This window comes from Acidithiobacillus sp. YTS05 (genome assembly GCF_024396695.1).
GTDB classification, from domain to species: Bacteria; Pseudomonadota; Gammaproteobacteria; order Acidithiobacillales; family Acidithiobacillaceae; genus Igneacidithiobacillus; species Igneacidithiobacillus copahuensis.
Map to the genome: position 1 here is coordinate 2,410,001 of NZ_CP094359.1, position 19,354 is coordinate 2,429,354.

22 protein-coding genes (1 of these 22 only partly in view) are annotated in these 19,354 nt (G+C 59.6%); 17 read left to right on the forward strand and 5 right to left on the reverse strand.

Features of this window, described 5'->3' with window-relative positions:
- Positions 1-1,044, reverse strand: the 5' portion of a protein-coding gene (tyrS, locus tag MQE22_RS11915) for a tyrosine--tRNA ligase (RefSeq protein ID WP_226827498.1). The gene continues 165 nt to the left of window position 1, outside the view; only the first 1,044 of its 1,209 coding nucleotides appear in the window; it begins with the start codon at positions 1,042-1,044; its stop codon lies off the left edge, out of view.
- A gap of 296 nt (positions 1,045-1,340) precedes the next feature.
- Between tyrS and MQE22_RS11920 the strand changes: the two genes are divergently transcribed.
- Positions 1,341-2,660 (forward strand): porin, encoded by a 1,320-nt coding sequence (locus MQE22_RS11920; protein ID WP_215872704.1) that lies wholly within the window; start codon positions 1,341-1,343, stop codon positions 2,658-2,660.
- Between the two features lie 19 nt (positions 2,661-2,679).
- Positions 2,680-3,186, forward strand: a complete 507-nt coding sequence (locus MQE22_RS11925) for a DsrE family protein (RefSeq protein WP_226827496.1) — start codon at positions 2,680-2,682, stop codon at positions 3,184-3,186.
- 53 nt (positions 3,187-3,239) lie between these two features.
- Here the strand turns inward: MQE22_RS11925 and MQE22_RS11930 are convergent, their stop codons facing one another.
- The 3 genes from MQE22_RS11930 to MQE22_RS11940 form a co-directional block, all read right to left on the reverse strand.
- Positions 3,240-4,424: a GspE/PulE/PilB domain-containing protein gene (locus tag MQE22_RS11930; protein ID WP_255789756.1), complete on the reverse strand. Its 1,185-nt coding sequence runs from the start codon at positions 4,422-4,424 to the stop codon at positions 3,240-3,242.
- On the reverse strand, positions 4,417-5,946 hold the full coding sequence (locus MQE22_RS11935) for a GspE/PulE/PilB domain-containing protein (RefSeq protein WP_255790305.1): 1,530 nt from the start codon (positions 5,944-5,946) through the stop codon (positions 4,417-4,419). The genes MQE22_RS11930 and MQE22_RS11935 overlap by 8 nt, the downstream gene beginning before the upstream one ends.
- A 156-nt stretch (positions 5,947-6,102) precedes the next feature.
- Positions 6,103-6,759 (reverse strand): MarC family protein, encoded by a 657-nt coding sequence (locus MQE22_RS11940; protein WP_215872702.1) that lies wholly within the window; start codon positions 6,757-6,759, stop codon positions 6,103-6,105.
- A gap of 120 nt (positions 6,760-6,879) precedes the next feature.
- On the opposite strand from MQE22_RS11940, the gene MQE22_RS11945 reads away from it, so the two are divergent.
- The 15 genes from MQE22_RS11945 (at position 6,880) to MQE22_RS12015 (ending at position 18,677) form a co-directional block, all read left to right on the forward strand.
- The gene (locus tag MQE22_RS11945; RefSeq protein WP_215872701.1) at positions 6,880-7,140 is read left to right on the forward strand and encodes an FmdB family zinc ribbon protein; all 261 of its coding nucleotides are present in this window, start codon (positions 6,880-6,882) and stop codon (positions 7,138-7,140) included.
- A 69-nt stretch (positions 7,141-7,209) separates the two neighbouring features.
- A complete protein-coding gene (gene aspS, locus MQE22_RS11950; protein WP_215872700.1) occupies positions 7,210-9,000 on the forward strand; it encodes an aspartate--tRNA ligase in 1,791 nt (596 codons plus the stop codon).
- Entirely contained in the window at positions 8,981-9,430 is a 450-nt protein-coding gene (gene nudB, locus MQE22_RS11955; RefSeq protein WP_215872699.1) for a dihydroneopterin triphosphate diphosphatase, read from the forward strand. Before aspS ends, nudB begins: the two co-directional genes overlap by 20 nt.
- Before the next feature lie 39 nt (positions 9,431-9,469).
- Entirely contained in the window at positions 9,470-10,561 is a 1,092-nt protein-coding gene (nadA, locus tag MQE22_RS11960; RefSeq protein WP_215872698.1) for a quinolinate synthase NadA, read from the forward strand.
- Between the two features lie 8 nt (positions 10,562-10,569).
- Entirely contained in the window at positions 10,570-11,175 is a 606-nt protein-coding gene (locus MQE22_RS11965) for a lysophospholipid acyltransferase family protein (protein WP_215872697.1), read from the forward strand.
- 65 nt (positions 11,176-11,240) lie between these two features.
- Complete coding sequence (locus tag MQE22_RS11970) at positions 11,241-11,996, forward strand: YebC/PmpR family DNA-binding transcriptional regulator (protein ID WP_215872696.1); 756 nt, start codon at positions 11,241-11,243, stop codon at positions 11,994-11,996.
- Positions 11,997-12,031: 35 nt separating this feature from the next.
- Positions 12,032-12,541 (forward strand): crossover junction endodeoxyribonuclease RuvC, encoded by a 510-nt coding sequence (gene ruvC, locus MQE22_RS11975; protein WP_215872695.1) that lies wholly within the window; start codon positions 12,032-12,034, stop codon positions 12,539-12,541.
- Positions 12,538-13,119, forward strand: a complete 582-nt coding sequence (ruvA, locus tag MQE22_RS11980; protein ID WP_215872694.1) for a Holliday junction branch migration protein RuvA — start codon at positions 12,538-12,540, stop codon at positions 13,117-13,119. Before ruvC ends, ruvA begins: the two co-directional genes overlap by 4 nt.
- Positions 13,120-13,136: 17 nt before the next feature.
- Positions 13,137-14,183: a Holliday junction branch migration DNA helicase RuvB gene (gene ruvB / locus MQE22_RS11985; RefSeq protein WP_226827494.1), complete on the forward strand. Its 1,047-nt coding sequence runs from the start codon at positions 13,137-13,139 to the stop codon at positions 14,181-14,183.
- Positions 14,173-14,595: a tol-pal system-associated acyl-CoA thioesterase gene (ybgC, locus tag MQE22_RS11990; RefSeq protein ID WP_215872693.1), complete on the forward strand. Its 423-nt coding sequence runs from the start codon at positions 14,173-14,175 to the stop codon at positions 14,593-14,595. The genes ruvB and ybgC overlap by 11 nt, the downstream gene beginning before the upstream one ends.
- Before the next feature lie 12 nt (positions 14,596-14,607).
- Positions 14,608-15,297, forward strand: coding sequence for a protein TolQ (tolQ, locus tag MQE22_RS11995; protein WP_215872692.1), 690 nt, complete (start codon positions 14,608-14,610; stop codon positions 15,295-15,297).
- Positions 15,294-15,713, forward strand: coding sequence for a protein TolR (gene tolR, locus MQE22_RS12000; protein WP_215872691.1), 420 nt, complete (start codon positions 15,294-15,296; stop codon positions 15,711-15,713). Before tolQ ends, tolR begins: the two co-directional genes overlap by 4 nt.
- Complete coding sequence (gene tolA / locus MQE22_RS12005) at positions 15,710-16,711, forward strand: cell envelope integrity protein TolA (RefSeq protein WP_215872690.1); 1,002 nt, start codon at positions 15,710-15,712, stop codon at positions 16,709-16,711. Before tolR ends, tolA begins: the two co-directional genes overlap by 4 nt.
- Positions 16,704-17,969 carry a Tol-Pal system beta propeller repeat protein TolB gene (gene tolB / locus MQE22_RS12010; protein ID WP_215872689.1) on the forward strand — a complete coding sequence of 422 codons (1,266 nt, stop codon included), beginning with the start codon at positions 16,704-16,706 and terminating at the stop codon, positions 17,967-17,969. Before tolA ends, tolB begins: the two co-directional genes overlap by 8 nt.
- 45 nt (positions 17,970-18,014) lie before the next feature.
- Positions 18,015-18,677 (forward strand): LysE family translocator, encoded by a 663-nt coding sequence (locus tag MQE22_RS12015; RefSeq protein WP_215872688.1) that lies wholly within the window; start codon positions 18,015-18,017, stop codon positions 18,675-18,677.
- Here MQE22_RS12015 and queC read toward each other — a convergent pair.
- Complete coding sequence (gene queC / locus MQE22_RS12020; protein ID WP_215872687.1) at positions 18,674-19,351, reverse strand: 7-cyano-7-deazaguanine synthase QueC; 678 nt, start codon at positions 19,349-19,351, stop codon at positions 18,674-18,676. The two genes, MQE22_RS12015 and queC, sit on opposite strands and share 4 nt — an antisense overlap.
- Between the last annotated feature and the right edge of the window lie 3 nt (positions 19,352-19,354).

Here is a 19,354-nt window from a genome sequence, read left to right on the forward strand (position 1 = left end):
ATTCTGTAGAAGACGCGCTATGCTATACGGCTGATCCATGGCAATTTCCTGCAAAGGGAGGTTATCTGGACGCTCATGCCGTTGAAATTGTGCCAGAAAACCATCATACGCCAACTGTCCGGCATCCGCGCCATGAAAACGCGCGACCAGCTCTTGTGCCAGGGCAAGTTTACAGTCGCGGGGATTGCGCGTTCCGCTCTCACATTCTCGCTGCCGGCGCTGCTGCTCTGCCGCTGGCAGACGCGACAGAAGAGTGTAGTAGCGCCACATCAGGGTATCGGAGATGGACATCACCTTACCAAAGATCTGCTCCGGAGGGTCTTGTAAGGCGATGTAGTTGCCCAGGGATTTGGACATTTTTTGTATGCCATCCAGCCCTTCGAGAATGGGCATGGTAAAAACCAGCTGCTGGGGCTGCCCCCAATTTTTCTGCAACTCGCGACCGACCAGCAGATTGAAGCGCTGATCGGTGCCACCCAGCTCGACATCAGCCTTGAGGGCAACGGAGTCGTACCCTTGCAGGAGGGGGTAGAGAAATTCGTGAATGGCGATGGCCTGGCCGGCAGCGTAGCGCTTGCTGAAGTCGTCGCGTTCCAGCATGCGGGCCACCGTGGACTGCGCCGCGAGGTGGATCATTTCACTCGGACTGAAGCGGTCGAGCCACTGGGAATTGAACACGACTTGCGTACGTTCTGGGTCGAGGACCTTGAAAATCTGCTCGCGGTAGGTCTGGGCGTTGGCCTGCACATCCTCCGCACTGAGCGGCGGGCGGGTGCTGTTCTTGCCGGTGGGATCTCCGATGCGTGCGGTAAAATCACCAATGACAAACAGCAATTCGTGCCCCAGATCCTGAAACTGGCGAGCCTTGTGGAGCAGAACCGTGTGACCAAGGTGGAGGTCCGGGGCGGTTGGATCCATACCCAGTTTGATCCGTAGGGACCGCTTTTCGTTTTCTGCCCGTTGCAGTAGCGAGACCAGACCGCCCTCGGGCAGGATATCGGCTGCGCCGAGCTGTAATTGGCCTAGAGCTGTCGCGTGATCCATGTTGCCTTCCATCTGCCAAATTTACCGGCGATGGTAGCATCGCTGCCGATCAGGGCGAAGCCGGGCGCGGGTGACCGATACAGCACTATCCGAACCCGTCGGCAATGACGATAAATTTATACGAATTTTCTGGTGTTCCCGAGAGAACAGGGAAGATGCATTTTGGCGCACAAAGCTGGCTAAACAACATCCAGTCCATCAGCAGTAATGCCCATTAACCATTGCATTTTGCGCAAGCGCCTATCATGGCACATGCCTTGCTAGTATTTTGCACATCACAATCATAGGGGTGATATATGACCAGAACGAAACCGCTACTGTTGTCTGGGGTAGTATCTGCCGCGCTCGCTGCCGGCCTTCTGTATGCACCGGGGGCGGAAGCCGCAAATTGGTTCGAACTGCAGGGCATTTCTCCAGCGAAAGCGCCGTTGTTTGGGGTATCGGGCTTTATCGAGCCGACGATCTGGGTACAGCCTGGTACGGAAGATGGGCTGCTGCATGAGGTACCGCACATCAACCTGGTCGGCCCGGATTTTAGCCAGGGTACGACCGCCGGTATTTTACGCGCTCGTATCATGTTTCGCGGAAACCTGAATCCCAATATCTCGTACTTTGTCGCTGGGGAGTTTGGCAATAATGGCTACACCCATGTACGGAGCGGATACCAGCCGGGTTTGATCGATGGTCACGTCACTTTCAGCTACATCCCCGGAGCCCGGGTGGAGGTGGGCCTGATTCGCGCTCCGAGTAGCGAAGGCGCCATGCAGGGCTTTATGACTTATAACTATGTCATCAGCTCGACGGTCATTAACCAGTTGATGAACCAGCCCATGCTGAATTCCGCCTACATCAGCAAAGATAGTCCCGCCGGCTACCTGATTCCTGGCACGGAAAAACTGGGCGTCAATGGCTATCGCTACCCCGGTGCCATGATCTTTGACTGGTTTCGCAGCGGGCCATGGGAGTTCACCTATGGAGCCATGGTCGGCATGTACGGTACCGTCGCCGCAGGCAACCAATCGAACGAGCCTATGGAAGCGGTACGCTTGCAAGAAGCGTATATCCTTGGCGGGAAAGGACCGTTTCGCAGCGATATCCAGGGCGGCATTTGGTATCAGCACGCCGTGCCACGTTTTGATGGCGCAAATTATGACATGAACCGCTACGGTGCCGACTTGCAATATCTGCAGGGATACATGCATCCCTGGGGTCGGCAGTTTCGTTTTGAATATATGCGCGGCAATGGCTGGATCGATGCACCCGCAGCCTTCAACAAGGCCGATCTGAAACAAGCGGCATTGTACCAAACTCAGCTATATCCGGGTATTGGCAACAAGGCTTGGGGGTATATGGTGGAAGGCGGACTTTTCCTGACCAAAAACATCGAAGTAAATCTGCGCTACGATTACTACAACCGCCTGCCCAACAATCCTGCCCAAAACCGGATTTTCAAGACCTATGCGCTGGGTTTGCAATACCATTTCACGCCATTGACCAAGGTGATGGCGGGATATTATTTCCGCACGCTGGATGTTCCCCATCCGAACGCCACCAGTGAGAGCGTAGCCAGCGCTGTCGATAATGTCTTTGCCCTGCAGGCAATGATTGCTTTCTAACGTCATAAGGAGCCCACAAATGCGTCACTCTTCGCTATTCCGTCGCGTTCTCTTTACGCTTGGCATTCCGCTTCTCCTCGTCCTGGGAACAAGTCCGGCCTGGGCCAATGTATCGATGCTGCACGATTTCGATTACAGCAAACCGACCTTCATACACAATCACCCCTTCGCCAAGGCCAAAGTGGTCCTGCAGGTCAGTCAGGCCGATCCCGCGCGCTGGAACCTGACCCTCAACAATGCGCAGAATTTACTCAATTATTTTGGGCAGGAGCAGGTACAAGTCATCGTCGTGGCCTTTGGTCCCGGCATCAAGATGTATCTGCCGAAAAACAAGGGAATCGCGGACCGCATTGCTGCCATCAACGCCGAGGGGGTGGAATTTGATGTCTGTCATAACAGCATGGAGGCGTTCAAGAAGAAGACGGGTCATCTGCCCCCCCTCGACCCCTCAGTAGTCATTGTTCCGGCGGGAATCGTGCGCATCATGCAACTGGAGTCGCATGGCTTTGACTATGTGAAACCATAATTTCAGGCTTTCTCAGCCCGCTTGAGGTGGTCGATGTCCGGCCACCTTTTTTGTTACGGTTTACTGTCGCGGCCGATACCGTATTTGAGACGACGCGCGGGTAGATACCAACGCAGCCCATCGATGAACATCAAGCATCCAGCGCCAATGAGAACATAGTCGGTGAAACTATAAGCGCTGGCATTCAGCAACTTGTGCATGGCAATGCCCAGACCGACAAAAGAAACACCCGTACGAATCAGGGACAATCCCGTTCTGGCTCGGGCATAGGAGGTGCGGTGGCTGGCAGCGATAGTCCGTTGCGCAGCAAGAATGTTACGTTCTCGCGCCAGGTGGGTACGTTCCTTACTCGCGGGCACCGGGCGCAACACCGAACAGTAGTTGGGAATTGCGGCAGCGAGCTTGGCAAGCGCCGATTGGTCCTCGGCCTCCATGGGCGCTTCGGGAAGATGATAACGCTCGGTAAAGCGAATATTTTGCGTGGTGATATCGATCAGCGCGCGTTGGCACGGCAAGTCCATACGCGCTCGTCGCACCTTGAGGTAATCAAGCAATCCGAAACCGGCCAGCACCGCACCCGAGAGCAAGATGGGCAAGTGATAGGGAGCCAGAAACGAGTGCGGAAAATGCGAGACTACGCTGGATATGGCCACCAGGGTCAAGCCCCAGCGCAGAAGCTTCATTGATGTCCGCGCGCGGGCATGGGCCGTACGATGTGCCGCGAGCTTGGTGCGCCAATGCGCCATGGTGTTGCGCCAGTAGGCCAGCCCCGTGCGTTCTATGCCGATGAGAAACGGTGCTTCGGCATGCAGGTAGTCCTGGATATACCAGCGGATGTCTTCGCGCAGGGCAACACGAAACTCATAGCGCGGCGCGGGGATGAGTCGCTGTACCTCTTCTTGCATCGCTTCATTGCTAGGATCGGCTGCGGCAATGATGACCGTGTTGTCGACGCGCCGCAGCGGAAACCAGACATTCATACGCAGTACCTTGGCATCGAGGCCTGCGAAGAGCTCGGTAGGAACCGGCAAGCGCTCGTCGTATTGCACGCAGGCGCAGCCGTAACGCTTTGCCAGCGCCGACAGCAAATCGCAACGCGCTACGGCAAAGTCCCTCAGCAGAACGCGCTCCAGCTCGATGCCACGCCACGCCGCCTGACGCTTTGCCTCCGTCAATTCCGCAGCGCTGAGAACGCCGTTGTCGAGCAGGGCGTCGTAGATGCGCAAGTCGTCACTCACGGTAGAGCTCTCGCTTCCAGGCGCTGCGCGGCAGACTGTAGTCTGCATCAGCAATTTCGAAGTCGTTATCGACATACCTGGAACGCCGCTTGACCCGCTCGGCGGGCAGATACCAGTGCAATCCATCAGCGATCAGGTACAGGCCGGCGATGACCAAAGCGATATCGAAAATGGACCAGAAGACATGCACATGCCCGGTAAAATGAAAATACACAAAGAGGCCGGTGCCCACGGTCATGACACTGAAGCCGGTACGGATGAAGGCCATGCCGGTGCGCGCCCGCGCCATGATCGTTCGCAGCCGCGACATGGTATTGCGTTTGTCTGCCAGGGTGGTGCGCTCCAGGGCGAGTCCGGTAGTAGCGAAGACGCCGGGCTGAGCCTGCGGCGAATTGGCCTCTGCTACCGGATCGATGCCCTGCGCATAGAGACACAGAGAAGGAAAAATCGTATCCCAAAGGCCGGCAACGTCGCGTTTCTCTGCCACCGCTGCCAGCGCCTTGTTGGCGGCACGCCGCCCCGGCCCATACCAGAGGAAGCCCTCGATCAGCATCAACACACCGATAACGACGAGGCTCCAGTCGAAGATCGACCAGGGGCCGGCAGGGAATTTCCGGATAAAGCCAATACCCACACCAGCAAAAGCGACTCCGGTACGGGCAAAGGCGAGCCCGGTGCGGGCCTTGGCCATCATCACCCGCAGATAGGCTAATATGGTTCGCTCTTCGGCGAGGTTGGTACGGTCATTCGCCAGAAAGCGCCGGCGCTCCACCGGAGAGAGGGCATCCCAGTTTTGCCGCAACGCCGTACTGCCGGGAACGATGGCACTGCGCGAAAACTCCATCGCGCCACCCGGATCTACCATATTGATAGCGGTGTATCCTTCTGGCACCGGGTATGGGGGATAGCTCTTGATTCGGCGCGATTCCTTCCGTGCTGGAAAATACCAAAGCAGGCCATCGACAATGGCAAATAGGCCAATAATGAGCAGCGGAATCTCAAAAATAAGCAGATCTCCGGTACCAAACAAACGAAAAAATGCGACCGCGATGGTGATGAAGGTGAGCCCAGTACGCGCGAGAGCGAGACCCGTACGACTGCGGGCAAACTGCGTCCTCTGCGCTGAGTAGCGGGTACGCAGGCCCGCCAGGTAGGTGCGCACCTTGGCCAGGGGTGTGCGCCCGGCATACACGGGAAAATGCTCGTTGAGGTCCGCACTGTTTTCAATCAGACGCACGAGATCCGACGGCGTCGCCACCCGGAAGCAGAGTTCCCGCACCCCCAGAGAGCTGCGGATGTGCTCTACAAGCTGCGGATCTTCCGGGTTGCAAACGATGACTTCAGCGCTGTCATCATCCCAGCGGATAGGCAACCATAATTCGTCACGCAGTGAATCGACATTCAGTCGGCGCAAAATGGCGGCGGAAGCGGTCAGCGATTCGTCGTACTCGACCGTTGGCCAGTCGTAGCGAGCAGACAGCTCCTGGAGTTGCAGATCTTTTTCTTGTACCTGTGCGTTAATCTTCGTACCTCAAATTCTTACCGAGCAACATATGCCGCGGCTTGATCCGATAGGAGAAACGGGTGGCAACTAATGTTTCCCTCATTAACCGTTTATTTTATACAAAAAAGTAGCTTTCTTACCAACAATAGCAGTTGATAGGCGATTTAGATTCCCTTATGAGATGACTGTCGCGTGCAGACCGGGGAAAAGAGTGGACAAGCCATTTGCAAGAAAGGTGACCGCAATGGCGGCCAGGATCAATCCAAAAATCCGCGTCGAGATATTGATTCCGGTTACCCCCATTCTCCGGCTCAGGGGCTCGGCAAGACGCAGAGCAGCATACGCCACCAGACTAATGATCAGAATGTCGACGACCAAGAGACCACTGGCCAGCCAAGTATTGCTCCGATTGTGCGCAATGATGACGGTGACCATGGTGCCCGGTCCGGCGAGCAGCGGGATGGCCAACGGTACTACCGCCACCGCCTCCTTCTGCATACCCTCTGCCGCCTCTTCCGGGGTATGCTTGTAACGTCCGCCGGACTTGGCCTGCAGCATGTTCAGGGCGAGCAGCATGAGAATCATGCCACCGGCGACCTGGAAGGCGGCGATGCTGATCCCGAAGAAACGCAGGATGTATTCCCCTAGAAAGGCAGAAATCAGGAGCACCACCGCCACCGCGCGCGCCGCCATCTTGGCGGTCTGCAGGCGTTGCGCCGGACTCTCATCATTGGTGAGGGCGATGAAGATGGGGACCGCTCCAATGGGGTTGAGAATTGCGAGCAGTGCGATGAGGGTGCGCAATGCGCCATGGATGTCAGCGCCAAGCAAATCTGTGTACCTCGAAAACGACAAGTAAAGAACGCGGCGGGCAGATGGTACTCTCTTGCATTGGCAAGAGCGAGTACATATTTATAATAGGCTGATTGGTACAGGAAAGGAGTAGCATCGATGCCAACTTATGAATATGTATGCAAGGAATGCGGTCATCAGCTCAGCGCTGAGCAAAAAATGTCTGACCCGCGCCTGGTAGATTGTCCGGCCTGCGGCAAGCCAGGATTGGAGCGGCAGCTCAGCGCTGGCGGTTTTGCCCTGAAGGGCAGCGGCTGGTACGAAACAGATTTCAAGGGTTCCAGTAAAACGACCAAGAGCGAGGAGGGCAGTACCAGCGCGGCACCCCCTTGTGCGGGCGGCGCCTGCGCCTGTCATTGACGTAGGACGTCGGGAGCGACACCATTAGCGGGCCCGATCGGGCCCTCATTTTTTGCCAGGATACACCTTATGCGCAGTCATTATTGTCACCAGGTTACAGAACAACAAATCGGCGAGTCGGTCACCCTCTGCGCCTGGGTACAACGGCGGCGCGACCACGGCGGAGTAATCTTTCTCGATCTGCGCGATCGTGAGGGTCTGGTGCAGGTGGTGGTCGATCCCGATCGCCCGGCGGCCTTTGCCAGTGCCGAAGACTGTCGCTCGGAGTTTGTCGTGCGGGTGGTCGGTAAGGTGCGGGCGCGCCCTGCTGGGACGGAAAATCCGCAGCTGCCCAGCGGCAAGGTGGAGATTCTGGCGGAGGAAATCGAAATTTTGAGTCGCGCTGATGCCCTGCCCTTTCCGCTGGATGAAGAGGGCATCGGCGAGAACCTGCGTCTGCAATATCGCTATCTCGATCTGCGACGACCGCAGATGCTGCACAATCTTCGCCTGCGCCATCAGATCACGCGCCACGTGCGCAATTACCTGGATGCCGCCGGCTGTATCGATGTGGAAACCCCGGTACTGACGCGCTCCACGCCCGAGGGCGCACGCGACTATCTGGTACCCTCGCGCACCTACCCGGGGGAATTCTTCGCCCTGCCGCAAAGCCCGCAACTCTTTAAACAGCTGTTGATGGTAGCGGGATTTGACCGCTACTACCAGATTACCAAGTGTTTCCGTGACGAGGATTTGCGCGCTGATCGGCAACCGGAGTTTACGCAGATCGACATCGAGCTGTCTTTTGTCGAAGAGAAAGACGTCATGGCTTTGGCGGAGCCAATGATTCGCGGCCTGTTTCGTGACGTCTTGCAGACAGAATTGCCAGACCCCTTCCCACACATGACCTATGGCGAGGCCATGCAGCGCTTTGGCGTGGATCGCCCCGACCTGCGCAACCCGCTGGAGCTCACTGAGCTGACCGATCTGATGCGCAGTGTCGAATTCAAGGTCTTTCGCGCTGCTGCCGATGCACCGCACGGCCGCGTGGCCTGCCTGCGGGTGCCCGGTGGGGCGAGTCTCAGCCGGGCACAGATCGATGGTTACACCGAGTTTGTCGCCATCTATGGCGCCAAGGGGCTGGCCTGGATCAAGGTCAATGATCTTGCTTCGGGGGCTTCCGGCCTGCAGTCGCCCATCGTCAAATTTCTGCCTGAACCCGTATTACAGGAGATTCTGCAGCGTAGTGGCGCCGAGGATGGCGACATCCTCTTCTTTGGGGCCGACCGCGCCAAGATCGTCAACGAGGCCCTGGGTAACCTGCGCAACCGCGTTGGAACGGATCTCGGGCTCGTACAGGCAGGATGGAAACCCGTCTGGATCACCGACTTTCCGATGTTCGAGTTTGACGAGAAAGAGGAGCGCTGGAGCTCCACCCATCACCCCTTTACCGCGCCCCAGTCCACCGATCTGGCAACCCTGCGGACGGATCCGGAACACGCCCTCGCCCGCGCCTATGATCTGGTACTGAACGGCAACGAGATTGGTGGCGGGAGCATCCGCATCCATCGCGAGGAGGTGCAGAAGGAGGTCTTCGCGGCTCTGGGAATCGGACCCGAGGAAGCGCAGGACAAGTTCGCCTTTCTGCTCGATGCCTTACGCTTTGGTGCGCCACCTCATGGCGGCATGGCCTTCGGGCTCGATCGTCTGGTGATGTTGATGAGTGGCAGTGATACCATTCGCGACGTCATCGCTTTCCCCAAGACGCAAAAGGCGGGTTGCCTGCTCACCGCAGCGCCCAGTCCAGTGGCCGACCGCCAGTTGCAGGAGCTTGGTATCCGGCTCCGGCCGGGAGTGGGAGATGGACTACAAAATCCCTAAGTCAGTACTCGTACTCGTGCATACCGCAACCCAAGTACTGCTGCTGGAACGGGTTCGACCTCAAGGTTTTTGGCAGTCGGTCACCGGCAGCCTCGAAGCGGGAGAACGCTGGCAACAAGCGGCAGAGCGGGAGCTGCGCGAGGAAACCGGCTTTGCCGCCACGGGCCTGATTGATACCGGCGTGCGTAACCGTTTTCCCATCGTTCCACCCTGGTCGGAGCGCTATGCGCCAGGGGTAACAGAAAACGAGGAGCGAATCTTCACTCTCTGTCTGGCAAGGACGGAAACGCCACGCCTGCGGCCCGAGGAGCATTGTGCCTTTGCTTGGCTATCCCCCACCGAAGCAGCGGAACGCTGCGGTTCTTGGACCAACCGTAACGCCATCATTCGCCTCTTCGGTAACCTTGACGCCGGGCGTGCAGCCTCTTAGCTTGGTAGTGTTAGTGCGGATGATCGGACGGAGGTGGCAATGACGGTCGACACGGTGCAATTTCGCGGACGCAACCAAGCGGCGGAAGTCGATACCCGGATTCGCGTCGCCAAGGCGGCGCTGGGCAAGCGTGCCGTCATCCTCGGCCACCACTACCAGCGCGAGGAAGTATATCGCCATGCCGACTTCCATGGCGATTCCCTGCAACTATCGCGGGCAGCCGCCGAGCTGGATGCCGAGTATATCGTGTTTTGCGGGGTCCATTTCATGGCTGAGGTGGCGGACATTCTCAGCCGTCCCGAGCAGAAAAGCATCCTTCCCGACCTGCAGGCGGGCTGCGCCATGGCCGACATGGCAAGTATCGAGCAGGTGGAGCGCGCCTGGGAAGAGCTGGGCACGGTGCTCGATCCCGAGGCGGAGATCACCCCCGTCACCTACGTCAATTCCAGCGCCGAAATCAAGGCCTTCTGTGGACGCCATGGTGGCACGGTCTGCACCTCCTCCAATGCCCGCAAGATCCTCGACTGGGGCTTTCACCAGCGTCCCAAGGCCTTTTTCTTTCCTGATCAGCACTTGGGGCGCTGGAGTGGGCATCAATTGGGCATTCCCTTGCGCGAGATGCCGGTCTGGGATCCCGCGCTGCCTCTGGGGGGGCTCTCTCCCGAGGAGATTCGCCAGGCAAAGATCCTGCTCTGGAAAGGGCACTGTTCGGTACATCAGATGTTCCAGCCCATTCATATCGAACGCTGGCGTGCCGCACACCCCCAAGGCAAGGTCATCGCCCACCCGGAGGCCGCCTTTGAGGTCTGCTCCATGGCCGATGCCGTCGGCTCCACGGATTTCATCCTGAAAACCGTGAAGGCTGCAGAATCCGGCAGTGAGTGGCTGGTGGGTACGGAAATCAACCTCGTCACCCGCCTGGCGGAGGAGGTGCGTCCCGAGGGGAAGACAGTGGAATTCATGTCGCCCATGGTCTGCATGTGCTCGACCATGTTCCGCATCGACCCGGAGCAGTTGGCGTTGACGCTGGAGGAATTGGTCGCCGGTCGCGAGCGCAATGTCATTCGCGTAGCCGAACAAACCGCTGTAGAGGCACGCGTCGCCCTGCAACGCATGCTGGAGCAGTCCTGAGCGCGATCATGCCGGCGGCTGCCGCCGATCAGAGCAGCGACTGGACATTTTCGCAACGTGCCGCACATCGGGGAATCCTCTGCTACGCACGACAGTACCAAGGGGGCCATTGGGACGCCAGCACGGTTCCGGCGTCCGGCGCCGCCATCATCGCCTGCAATCACCTTTCGGTGCTTGACCCCCTGCTTCTGATCGCCAGCAATCAGCGCCTGATTTCCTTTCTGGTGGCACAGGAATACTACGATCTCCGCTGGCTGCGCCCGTGGCTGGACCTGAGCGCGTGCATCCCGGTGCGCCGCGATGGCCGCGATCTGCGCGCGCTGCTGCAGGCGCGTCGGCAATTGCAGGCCGGGCGGGTTCTCGGCATTTTTCCCGAAGGCGGCATTGCCCGCGAAGGGATGGAAAAGGGCCTGGCCTGGCTGGTCCGTGAGAGCGCCGCGCCGGTCGTCCCCGCCCGGGTCCTGGGAGTGCATCAATATTCCTCTGACTGGCAGACCTGGCTGCGGCGCCAGCATCCCGTGCTGCGCTACGGAGTTCCCCTGCATTTTCATCCGGATGCCGATGCTGGCGAGATCCTCGGTGCGACGCGCAGCGCCATCACCACCCTGGCATGACGTTTGCGTGATATTTGGGCTATCATGCGCGCTATCAGCGCGTTGTGAAGGTTCAGGAGTTGGGTATGTCCGGTCATAGCAAATGGTCCACCATCAAATTCAAGAAGGCACTCAAAGACGCCAAACGAGGCAAGGTCTTTACCCGCCTCATTCGCGAAATTACCGTGGCGGCGCGCGCCGGTGGTGGTGACCCGGGCAGCAACTCGCGGCTGCGTCTCGCCCTCGACAAGGCCTATGCGGCCAATATGACTAAGGATACCGTGGAGCGCGCCGTCAAGCGGGGCACCGGAGAGCTGGAGGGCGTGGACTACGAGGAGGTCACCTATGAGGGCTACGGCCCCGGCGGCGTCGCCATCCTGGTGGAGACCATGACCGACAACAAGGTGCGCACGGTAGCCGAGATTCGCCATATCTTTTCCAAGCGCGGTGGCAATATGGGCACTGCGGGCTCGGTGGCCTATCAATTCAAAAAGCTGGGCTTGATCACCTTCCCTGCCGATGCCGATGAAGACCGTATTCTGGAGGCGGCCTTGGAGGCTGGGGCAGAGGATGTGGTCAATGAGGGGGAACGGATCGCCGTATACACCGCGGCTACTGACCTGCACGCAGTGACACAGGCACTGACAGATGCCGGGCTGCAACCCGAGGACAGCGAGATCACCATGATCCCCGAAAACACCATTGAAGTCAGCGGCGAGGAGGCGGAAAAGCTCCTGCGCCTGATCGAGTTTCTGGAGGAAAATGACGACGTGCAGAACGTCTACGCCAATTATGAACTGAGTGAAGAAGAGATGGCACGGTTGGAGGCAGCGGCATCCTGAGGATGCGGTGAGCGACGGACCAATCCCCAGCAACCATGCAACGTATCATCGGCATCGATCCCGGCTCCCTGCGCACTGGCTACGGCATCATCGAGGCTGATTCCGCGGGGCGTCTGCGCCATATCACCCACGGCTGCGTCAACGTGAGCGGGCGACCATTTCTGGAACGCATTGCCGCCATCCATCGAGGACTGCGGCAGGTACTACAAGATTTTGCGCCGCAAAGCGCTGCCGTAGAACAGGTCTTTCTCGCGCGCAATGCCGATTCTGCGTTAAAGCTTGGGCAGGCGCGCGGCGCGGCGCTGGTCGCCCTCTTGGAGCAGGATTTACCGGTCTGTGAATACACGGCGCTGCAAATCAAAAAGGCGACCGTTGGTGCCGGCCATGCCGACAAGACGCAGGTGGAGCACATGGTGCGCCGTCTCCTCGGTGTGCACGAAGCGATCCAGGCCGACGCTGCCGATGCCCTGGCCTGTGCCATCTGCCACGCCCATAGCGCCGGCACGCAACAGTTCTGGCAGTCCCGGGAGATCGTCGGGCGATGATCACCAGCCTGCACGGCAAGATCCTGCAGCGCCGCCCACCCTGGCTGTGGCTCGACGTCGCCGGCGTGGGCTACGAAATCGAGATGCCGCTTTCCACCTTCTATCGACTCCCCGCCGAGGGGAGTTCGTTGCAGGTCTTTACGCATTTTGTCGTGCGTGAAGATGCCCAACTACTCTATGGCTTTCTGACTCTCGACGAGCGCGAACTCTTTCGTCTGCTGATCAAGGTCAACGGCATTGGCGGCAAGGTAGCCCTCGCCTGCCTGGCGGGACTGGAAGTAGGACAGTTGCGCGAGGCATTGCTCTTGGGCGACAAAAGACGGCTCACGGCCATTCCCGGCATTGGCGCCAAAACGGCGGAGCGCATGATCATCGAGTTGCAGGACAAGATCGCTGCCGGCGGCACCCCTTTGCAGCCCGGCACGCTGGCCAGTGATCCCAAGCAGGAGGCTATCGCCGCCTTGCAGAGCCTGGGTTACAAGGCCATCGAGGCGCAACGGGTAGTCGATGGGTTATCAGGAGAGCTCCCCATCGAAGATCTGATTCGTCAATCTTTACAAATTCTTGCGCGTCGTTAACGGGAACTTTGTCGACCATGAGTACTCCCAGCGCCATGAACCGAGACCACTTGAGTGCCACCGAGCAATCGGGCGATAAGGTCGATCACGCCCTGCGTCCACGGCTGCTGCAGGAATACCTTGGGCAGGAACGCCTGCGCGAATCTCTGTCACTGTTCATCGACGCGGCGCGGCAACGACAGGAGGCACTGGATCACGTCCTGCTCTTTGGGCCCCCGGGACTCGGCAAGACGACCCTGGCGCACATCATTGCCCAGGAGATGGGCGCAGGCCTCAAGGTAACCTCCGGCCCGATCCTCGACAAGGCCGGCGATCTCGCCGCCATCCTCACCAATCTGCAACCCCATGATGTGCTCTTTGTGGACGAGATCCACCGTCTGAGCCCGGTAGTGGAAGAAATCCTCTACCCGGCCCTCGAAGATTTTGAACTGGATATCCTGATTGGCGAAGGTCCGGCGGCCCGCTCCATCAAGATCGGCTTGCCGCCTTTCACGCTGATCGGCGCCACCACCCGTGCCGGGCTCCTGTCTTCGCCGCTGCGCGATCGCTTTGGCATCAGTTTTCATCTGGAGTTTTACAGCGTCGAGGAGCTGAGTCGCATCGTCGCACGTTCGGCGGGGATTCTGCAGGTACCTGCGGCCCCGGAAGGCGTGCGTGAAATCGCCGCGCGTGCCCGCGGTACCCCACGGATCGCCAACCGCCTGCTGCGCCGGGTACGCGACTATGCCCAGGTACGCGGCAATGGCACGATCGACCATGCCACCGCCCGCGCCGCCCTGGAGCTGATGGAAGTGGATGAGCACGGCTTTGATCCCCAGGATCGTCGCCTGCTCGGCATCATCATCGAGCGCTTTGGCGGTGGACCGGTGGGGGTGGAGAGCCTGGCCGCAGCGCTGGGCGAGGATCGCGGCACCATCGAAGATGTGCTCGAGCCCTTTCTTATCCAATCCGGCTACCTTATTCGCACGCCCCGGGGCCGCTGCGCAACGGCGCAGAGCTACCTCGCCCTGGGGCTGCCACGACCGGCATCCGGGCAGTCCGGGAGTCTCTTCGATGCGGGCTAGCGCTACGCCACAAGGCCACTTCGCCGTGCGCGTATATTATGAAGATACGGATCACGGCGGCGTGGTGTATCATGCCAATTATTTGCGCTTTATGGAGCGCGCCCGCACGGAAATGTTACGCGAGAGGGGCCTCGAGTTGGACCAGTTGGAGCGAGACGATGGCGTGATTTTTGCGGTGCGTCGCGCACGCCTCGACTTCCGCGCTCCGGCCCGCTTCAACCACTTGCTGGACATCGAGACCCAAATTGACGAAGTCCGTCCCCTGCGCATGCGCTTTACCCAGCAGGTTGCGCATGCCGGGATGCTGCTTTGCCGCGGCGAGGTCGAGGTTGCCTGTCTGACGGCTGCGGATTTTCGCCCCACCCCCATACCCCGGCACGTGCTGCGTGCCTTCTTCCCCGACCATCCCTGAACACGAGACCCCATGGACACCACTGCCCCAGCCCAACATCTATCCCTCAGCCACCTGATCCTGCATGCCAGTCCGGTCGTGCAGGGTATCCTGCTCTTGCTGCTGATCGCATCCGTTGTATCGTGGTTCGTCATCTTTCAAAAAGGGATGGTGTTCTCTAGCGCACATCGGGCCCTGAAACGCTTTGAAAAACGCTTCTGGAGTGGCGGTGAAATGGCACAGATCTACCAGAATGTGAGTAACAATCCGCAGTTGGAAATGGGCGCCGGAAGCATCTTCTGCGCGGGCTATGAAGAATTTCAGCGGCAGCGCAAGGGGCACGCTGGCGATGCCCTGGATGCCGCGCGGCGCGCCATGCGCGGCGCCCAGATCCGCGAGATTGGCCAGTTGGAGAGCAATCTTCCCCTGCTCGCTTCGATTTCTTCCGTAGCCCCCTTCGTGGGCCTCCTCGGCACGGTCTGGGGCATCATGACCACCTTCATGAACATCGGTATGGCACAACAGGCAACCTTGGCAGCGGTGGCACCACCCGTCGCCGAGGCGCTGATCGCGACCCTCGCGGGTCTGTTTGCCGCCATCCCGGCCACTTTTTTCTATAACCGCTTTGTCCATCGCCTCGATGAACTCGATGCCCATTATGAAGTCTTCATGGATGAGTTCACCAACATCCTGCATCGCCAATTGCCTGAGAGCAAAGTATGAGAAGCCGGAAGCGCCGTCGTCTGCTCGCCGAGATGAACGTCGTGCCCTACATCGACGTATCGTTGGTGCTGCTGGTGATTTTCATGCTCTCCGCGCCACTCTTGACCCAGGGTGTCAACGTCAATCTGCCCAAGGGCGTGAGCAAACCCGTGCCGGACAAAATCCCGCCTATCGTCATCTCGGTAGCCAAGGATGGCAAGCTCGATCTCCAGTACAAGGATCAACACCTGAGCCCGCAACTACAGAACCTCGCGCACTCCATAGAAAAGATCGGGGCGGGTAATCCGGCGCAGCTGCAGGTGCTGGTCGGTGGCGATGCCCATGCGGACTACGGCAAGGTGATGGCAGTCATGGCGGCCCTGCAGCAGGCGGGCATTTCCCACGTGGGCCTGCTTACCCGACCGGAACGGCATTGAACGAACAACCCCGCATTCTGCCGCTACTGCTGGCCGTCATCCTCAATGTGGCGGTCCTGGTGGCCTTGTTCTGGACCTTCCACGTCAATATCCCGGCGGCTGGGCACGCCGCCATGCAGGCGACGCTGGAGAGCACTCTGCCAAGTCCGGCTCCCGCTCCAGCGGCAAAGCCTACACCCGTCCCCGCACCGGTCCCCAGGCCAGTGCCACAACCGGCACCAAAACCTGCGCCGAAGCCGATCCCGAGACCTAAGCCGGAGCCAGAGCCCAAGCCAGCGCCGCAGCCTGCGAAGCCCTCGCCCACCCAAGTCGAAAAGCAGGCACGGGAAGCTGCCGCCCAGCTCGCAGCAAAACGGGCGGCTGCGGAAAAGCACGCGGAGGAGCTAGCTGCCCGACGGGCCACCGAACAAAAAGCCGCAGCGGAGAAAGCTGCGGCGCAAAAGGCGGCCGAACGTGCGGCGGCAGCTAAAGCCGCAGCGCAAAAGGCAGCAGAAGAACGCGCCGCCAAAGAGGCAGCCGAAAAGGCCGCAGCAGAAAAGGCAGCAGCAGCCAGAGCCGCGGCGCTGAAGAAGCAAATGGCCGAGGAAGCGGCCAAGGCCGCCCAGGCAGCCCGGGCCAAGGCCCTGCAACAACAATTGGAGGCACAGGCCAAGGCGCAGGCCGAAGCCAATCTGGCGGCCGCGAAGGCACAGCAAGCCGCCGAGGATCAACGCCTGGCGGCGCTCTTTGGACAGAAAATCCAGCGTCGGGTATACCGCGCCTGGGATACCACCTTTGCCGCATCGCTGAACTGCGAGGTGGCGATCGAACTGACGCCAATGGGGGCAATCATCGGTCAGCCCCGCGTAGTCAGCGGCAGCGGCAATCCCGCCTTTGATCAGGCAGTGATTCGCGCGGTCGAAGCTGCGGCACCTTTTGTTCCTCCCATTGGTCTACCATACAGTGCCTACAAAAGCGTCGTCATCCGATTCAACGCCGAGGATCTCAACCATGCGTAAGAGCGTCATCGTATTTCTTCTGGGACTATTGGCCCTCGCTTTCGTTTTGCCCAGCGAGGCGGCCCTGACCGTCCAGGTGACCAAAAGCGTCTCCACAGCCTTGCCGATTGCCATTCCCTCGTTCGGCCCTGGCATTGCGGGACAACCGACAGTGGCCGACGTGGTGCGGGCCGATCTGAGTCACAGCGGCCTGTTCCGGGTTCTCAGCCCAGCCAGCTATCCGAGTGACCCACAGGCACCGGGTGCGGTGCAGTCCAGCGCCTGGACCGGCATCGGCGCCACGGGTCTCGCCGTCGGTGCGGTGGAAAAGAGCGCCGCAGGTTATACGGTCACCGTCTATGTCTACAATGTGGCCACCGGCCAGGAACTCGCCGCCAAACGCTTCACCTGCTCGCCGGCAGAATTGCATATGACCGCGCACCACGTAGCCGACGTGATCTATCAGGCGTTTACCGGCAAACCCGGGCCCTTTGCCAGCCGCATCGCTTACGTGCGTCAGGTGGGGGCCGAGTATTCGCTGATTGTGGCGGAATCGGACGGCTGGAATCCGCACGTAGTGGTGCAGGGGCGCATGCCTCTGCTCTCCCCGGTCTGGTCTCCAGACAGCCAACGGCTGGCCTACGTAACGTATGTGAATTCGCGGGCCACCATCTTCGTGCAGAACCTCGCCACGGGCACGCGTCAAGCCATTGCCCCAGGAGGACAGATCGTCAGTGCGCCCAGTTTTTCGCCCAACGGAGAGGAGCTTGCCTACGCACGCTCGGAAGGCGGCGAGACCAACATCTTCAGCGTCAATCTGCGTACCGGGCAGCGGCAACAATTGACTCGCGGTGGCAGCATCAACACCTCCCCCAGCTGGTCTCCCAATGGCGGGCAAATCGCCTTTGTGTCGGACCGCGACGGTGGTCCGCAGATCTTTGTCATGAACGCCCAGGGTGGCGGCCAACACCGCATTAGCTACAGCGGCAACTACAATGCCAGCCCGGCCTTTTCCCCCAATGGGCAGCGCATCGCCTTCATCCATCGTACCGATGGCGTCTATGCCCTGGCAGTGATGAATGCCGCGGGCGGCGATCTGAAGGTTCTCGATGCCCAAGGCAACTGTGACCACCCAAGTTTTGCCGACAATGGTGAAATGGTGATCTACGGTACCCACCGCGGCGGCCGCAAGGTTCTGGCCGAGGCCAGCGTCGACGGTCGTACCCTGGCGATCTTGCACGGCGCGGGAGAGGACAGCCAGCCGGCCTGGTCACACTAAAGACGGAAAGCGGTAGACACTCTCCGTCTCGATTCCGCGGCGCCGATGAGTCTGCATCTTTGGCTTCTCTATGTACTGACGGTCCTGGTCATTTCTGGAATCCCAGGACCCAACATGCTCCTGCTGATGACCCATGGTGCAATACACGGCCTGAGGCGTTCGGTCGCTACCATGTTTGGCTGTTTTTCTGCATTGCTGTTGATGATGCTGGTTTCCGTAGGCGGCCTTGGCCTGTTTCTGCAAAGCTGGCCTCGGCTCTTTACCCTCGTGCGCGTCATTGGAGCGCTGTATTTGCTCTATCTCGGCATCTCAGCCTGGCGACAGGCAGGCAGGAACGGCAGCGCATCAACAGAACCGCAAGGGACTGACGCAGAGGCAGAAATCGGTAGACACGCACCGGGCGCCCTGTATCGCACCGGATTTCTGGTAGCCATGAGTAATCCCAAGGCCATCCTTTTTACCCTTGCTCTGGTGCCACAATTCATGCGCTATCAGGATAATCTGCAGCTGCAATTTGCCGAGCTGATTCTCAGCTTTGCCGTCATTGAATTCAGTTGGTATATCGTCTACTCCGCTGCCGGCGCGCGTCTTGCCCGGTGGCTACGCGGCCCCATCGCGAAAAAACGCCTACAACAGTGGACTGGAGGGATTTTCGTGCTTCTTGGACTGGCGCTGCTAGCCCTGGCGATTGCTGAGCTGCACTTTTAGCGATACGGGGCCGGATCGGCAATGCCGAGTTCGGCAAAGGCCGCTAGGCGCAGGCGACAGGCGTCACAACGGCCACAGGAGCGTCCCGCAGAATCCAACTGGTAGCAGGAACGGGTGAGACTGTAGTCGACGCCAACATCGAGTCCAGCGCGAATGATTCCTGCCTTGCGCAACTGCTGCAAAGGAGCGTGGATCTGGGGCGCTGCGCCTTCCACGCCAAGCTTGGTCGCCACCGCCGCAAGATGATTGAAGGCATCGATAAAGGCAGGTCGGCAATCGGGATAGCCACTGTAGTCCTGACTATTGACCCCGACATAGATATCCGTAACCCCCAGCACTTCCGCCAAGGCCAAGGCATAAGAGAGGAATACGGTGTTACGCGCCGGCACGTAGGTGATCGGAATCCCTTCGCCAACGCCGGTTTCCGGCACCGCCAGGGCAGCATCGGTGAGGGCCGAACCGCCCAACCCACCCAGGTCGATCTTGAGAATCCGATGACTGGCCACCCCCATGGTCTGCGCCACGGCGCGAGCGTAATCCAGTTCGTTTTGATGACGCTGCCCGTAGTCGAAAGACAAGGCGTGGAGGACACGACCATCGCGCCGCAAAAGACCTGCCACGGTAGCCGAGTCGAGGCCCCCGGAAAGCAACAGAATCGCTTCGTTAGCCGTCATGCC

Bases quoted from the DNA above. Each gene is read 5' to 3' on its own strand.
- MQE22_RS11920 (WP_215872704.1), top strand. From the start codon at position 1,341: ATGACCAGAACGAAACCGCTACTGTTGTCTGGGGTAGTATCTGCCGCG.
- MQE22_RS11925 (WP_226827496.1), top strand. From the start codon at position 2,680: ATGCGTCACTCTTCGCTATTCCGTCGCGTTCTCTTTACGCTTGGCATT.
- MQE22_RS11945 (WP_215872701.1), top strand. From the start codon at position 6,880: ATGCCAACTTATGAATATGTATGCAAGGAATGCGGTCATCAGCTCAGC.
- aspS (WP_215872700.1), top strand. From the start codon at position 7,210: ATGCGCAGTCATTATTGTCACCAGGTTACAGAACAACAAATCGGCGAG.
- nudB (WP_215872699.1), top strand. From the start codon at position 8,981: ATGGACTACAAAATCCCTAAGTCAGTACTCGTACTCGTGCATACCGCA.
- nadA (WP_215872698.1), top strand. From the start codon at position 9,470: ATGACGGTCGACACGGTGCAATTTCGCGGACGCAACCAAGCGGCGGAA.
- MQE22_RS11965 (WP_215872697.1), top strand. From the start codon at position 10,570: ATGCCGGCGGCTGCCGCCGATCAGAGCAGCGACTGGACATTTTCGCAA.
- MQE22_RS11970 (WP_215872696.1), top strand. From the start codon at position 11,241: ATGTCCGGTCATAGCAAATGGTCCACCATCAAATTCAAGAAGGCACTC.
- ruvC (WP_215872695.1), top strand. From the start codon at position 12,032: ATGCAACGTATCATCGGCATCGATCCCGGCTCCCTGCGCACTGGCTAC.
- ruvA (WP_215872694.1), top strand. From the start codon at position 12,538: ATGATCACCAGCCTGCACGGCAAGATCCTGCAGCGCCGCCCACCCTGG.
- ruvB (WP_226827494.1), top strand. From the start codon at position 13,137: ATGAGTACTCCCAGCGCCATGAACCGAGACCACTTGAGTGCCACCGAG.
- ybgC (WP_215872693.1), top strand. From the start codon at position 14,173: ATGCGGGCTAGCGCTACGCCACAAGGCCACTTCGCCGTGCGCGTATAT.
- tolQ (WP_215872692.1), top strand. From the start codon at position 14,608: ATGGACACCACTGCCCCAGCCCAACATCTATCCCTCAGCCACCTGATC.
- tolR (WP_215872691.1), top strand. From the start codon at position 15,294: ATGAGAAGCCGGAAGCGCCGTCGTCTGCTCGCCGAGATGAACGTCGTG.
- tolB (WP_215872689.1), top strand. From the start codon at position 16,704: ATGCGTAAGAGCGTCATCGTATTTCTTCTGGGACTATTGGCCCTCGCT.
- MQE22_RS12015 (WP_215872688.1), top strand. From the start codon at position 18,015: ATGAGTCTGCATCTTTGGCTTCTCTATGTACTGACGGTCCTGGTCATT.
- queC (WP_215872687.1), bottom strand. From the start codon at position 19,351: ATGACGGCTAACGAAGCGATTCTGTTGCTTTCCGGGGGCCTCGACTCG.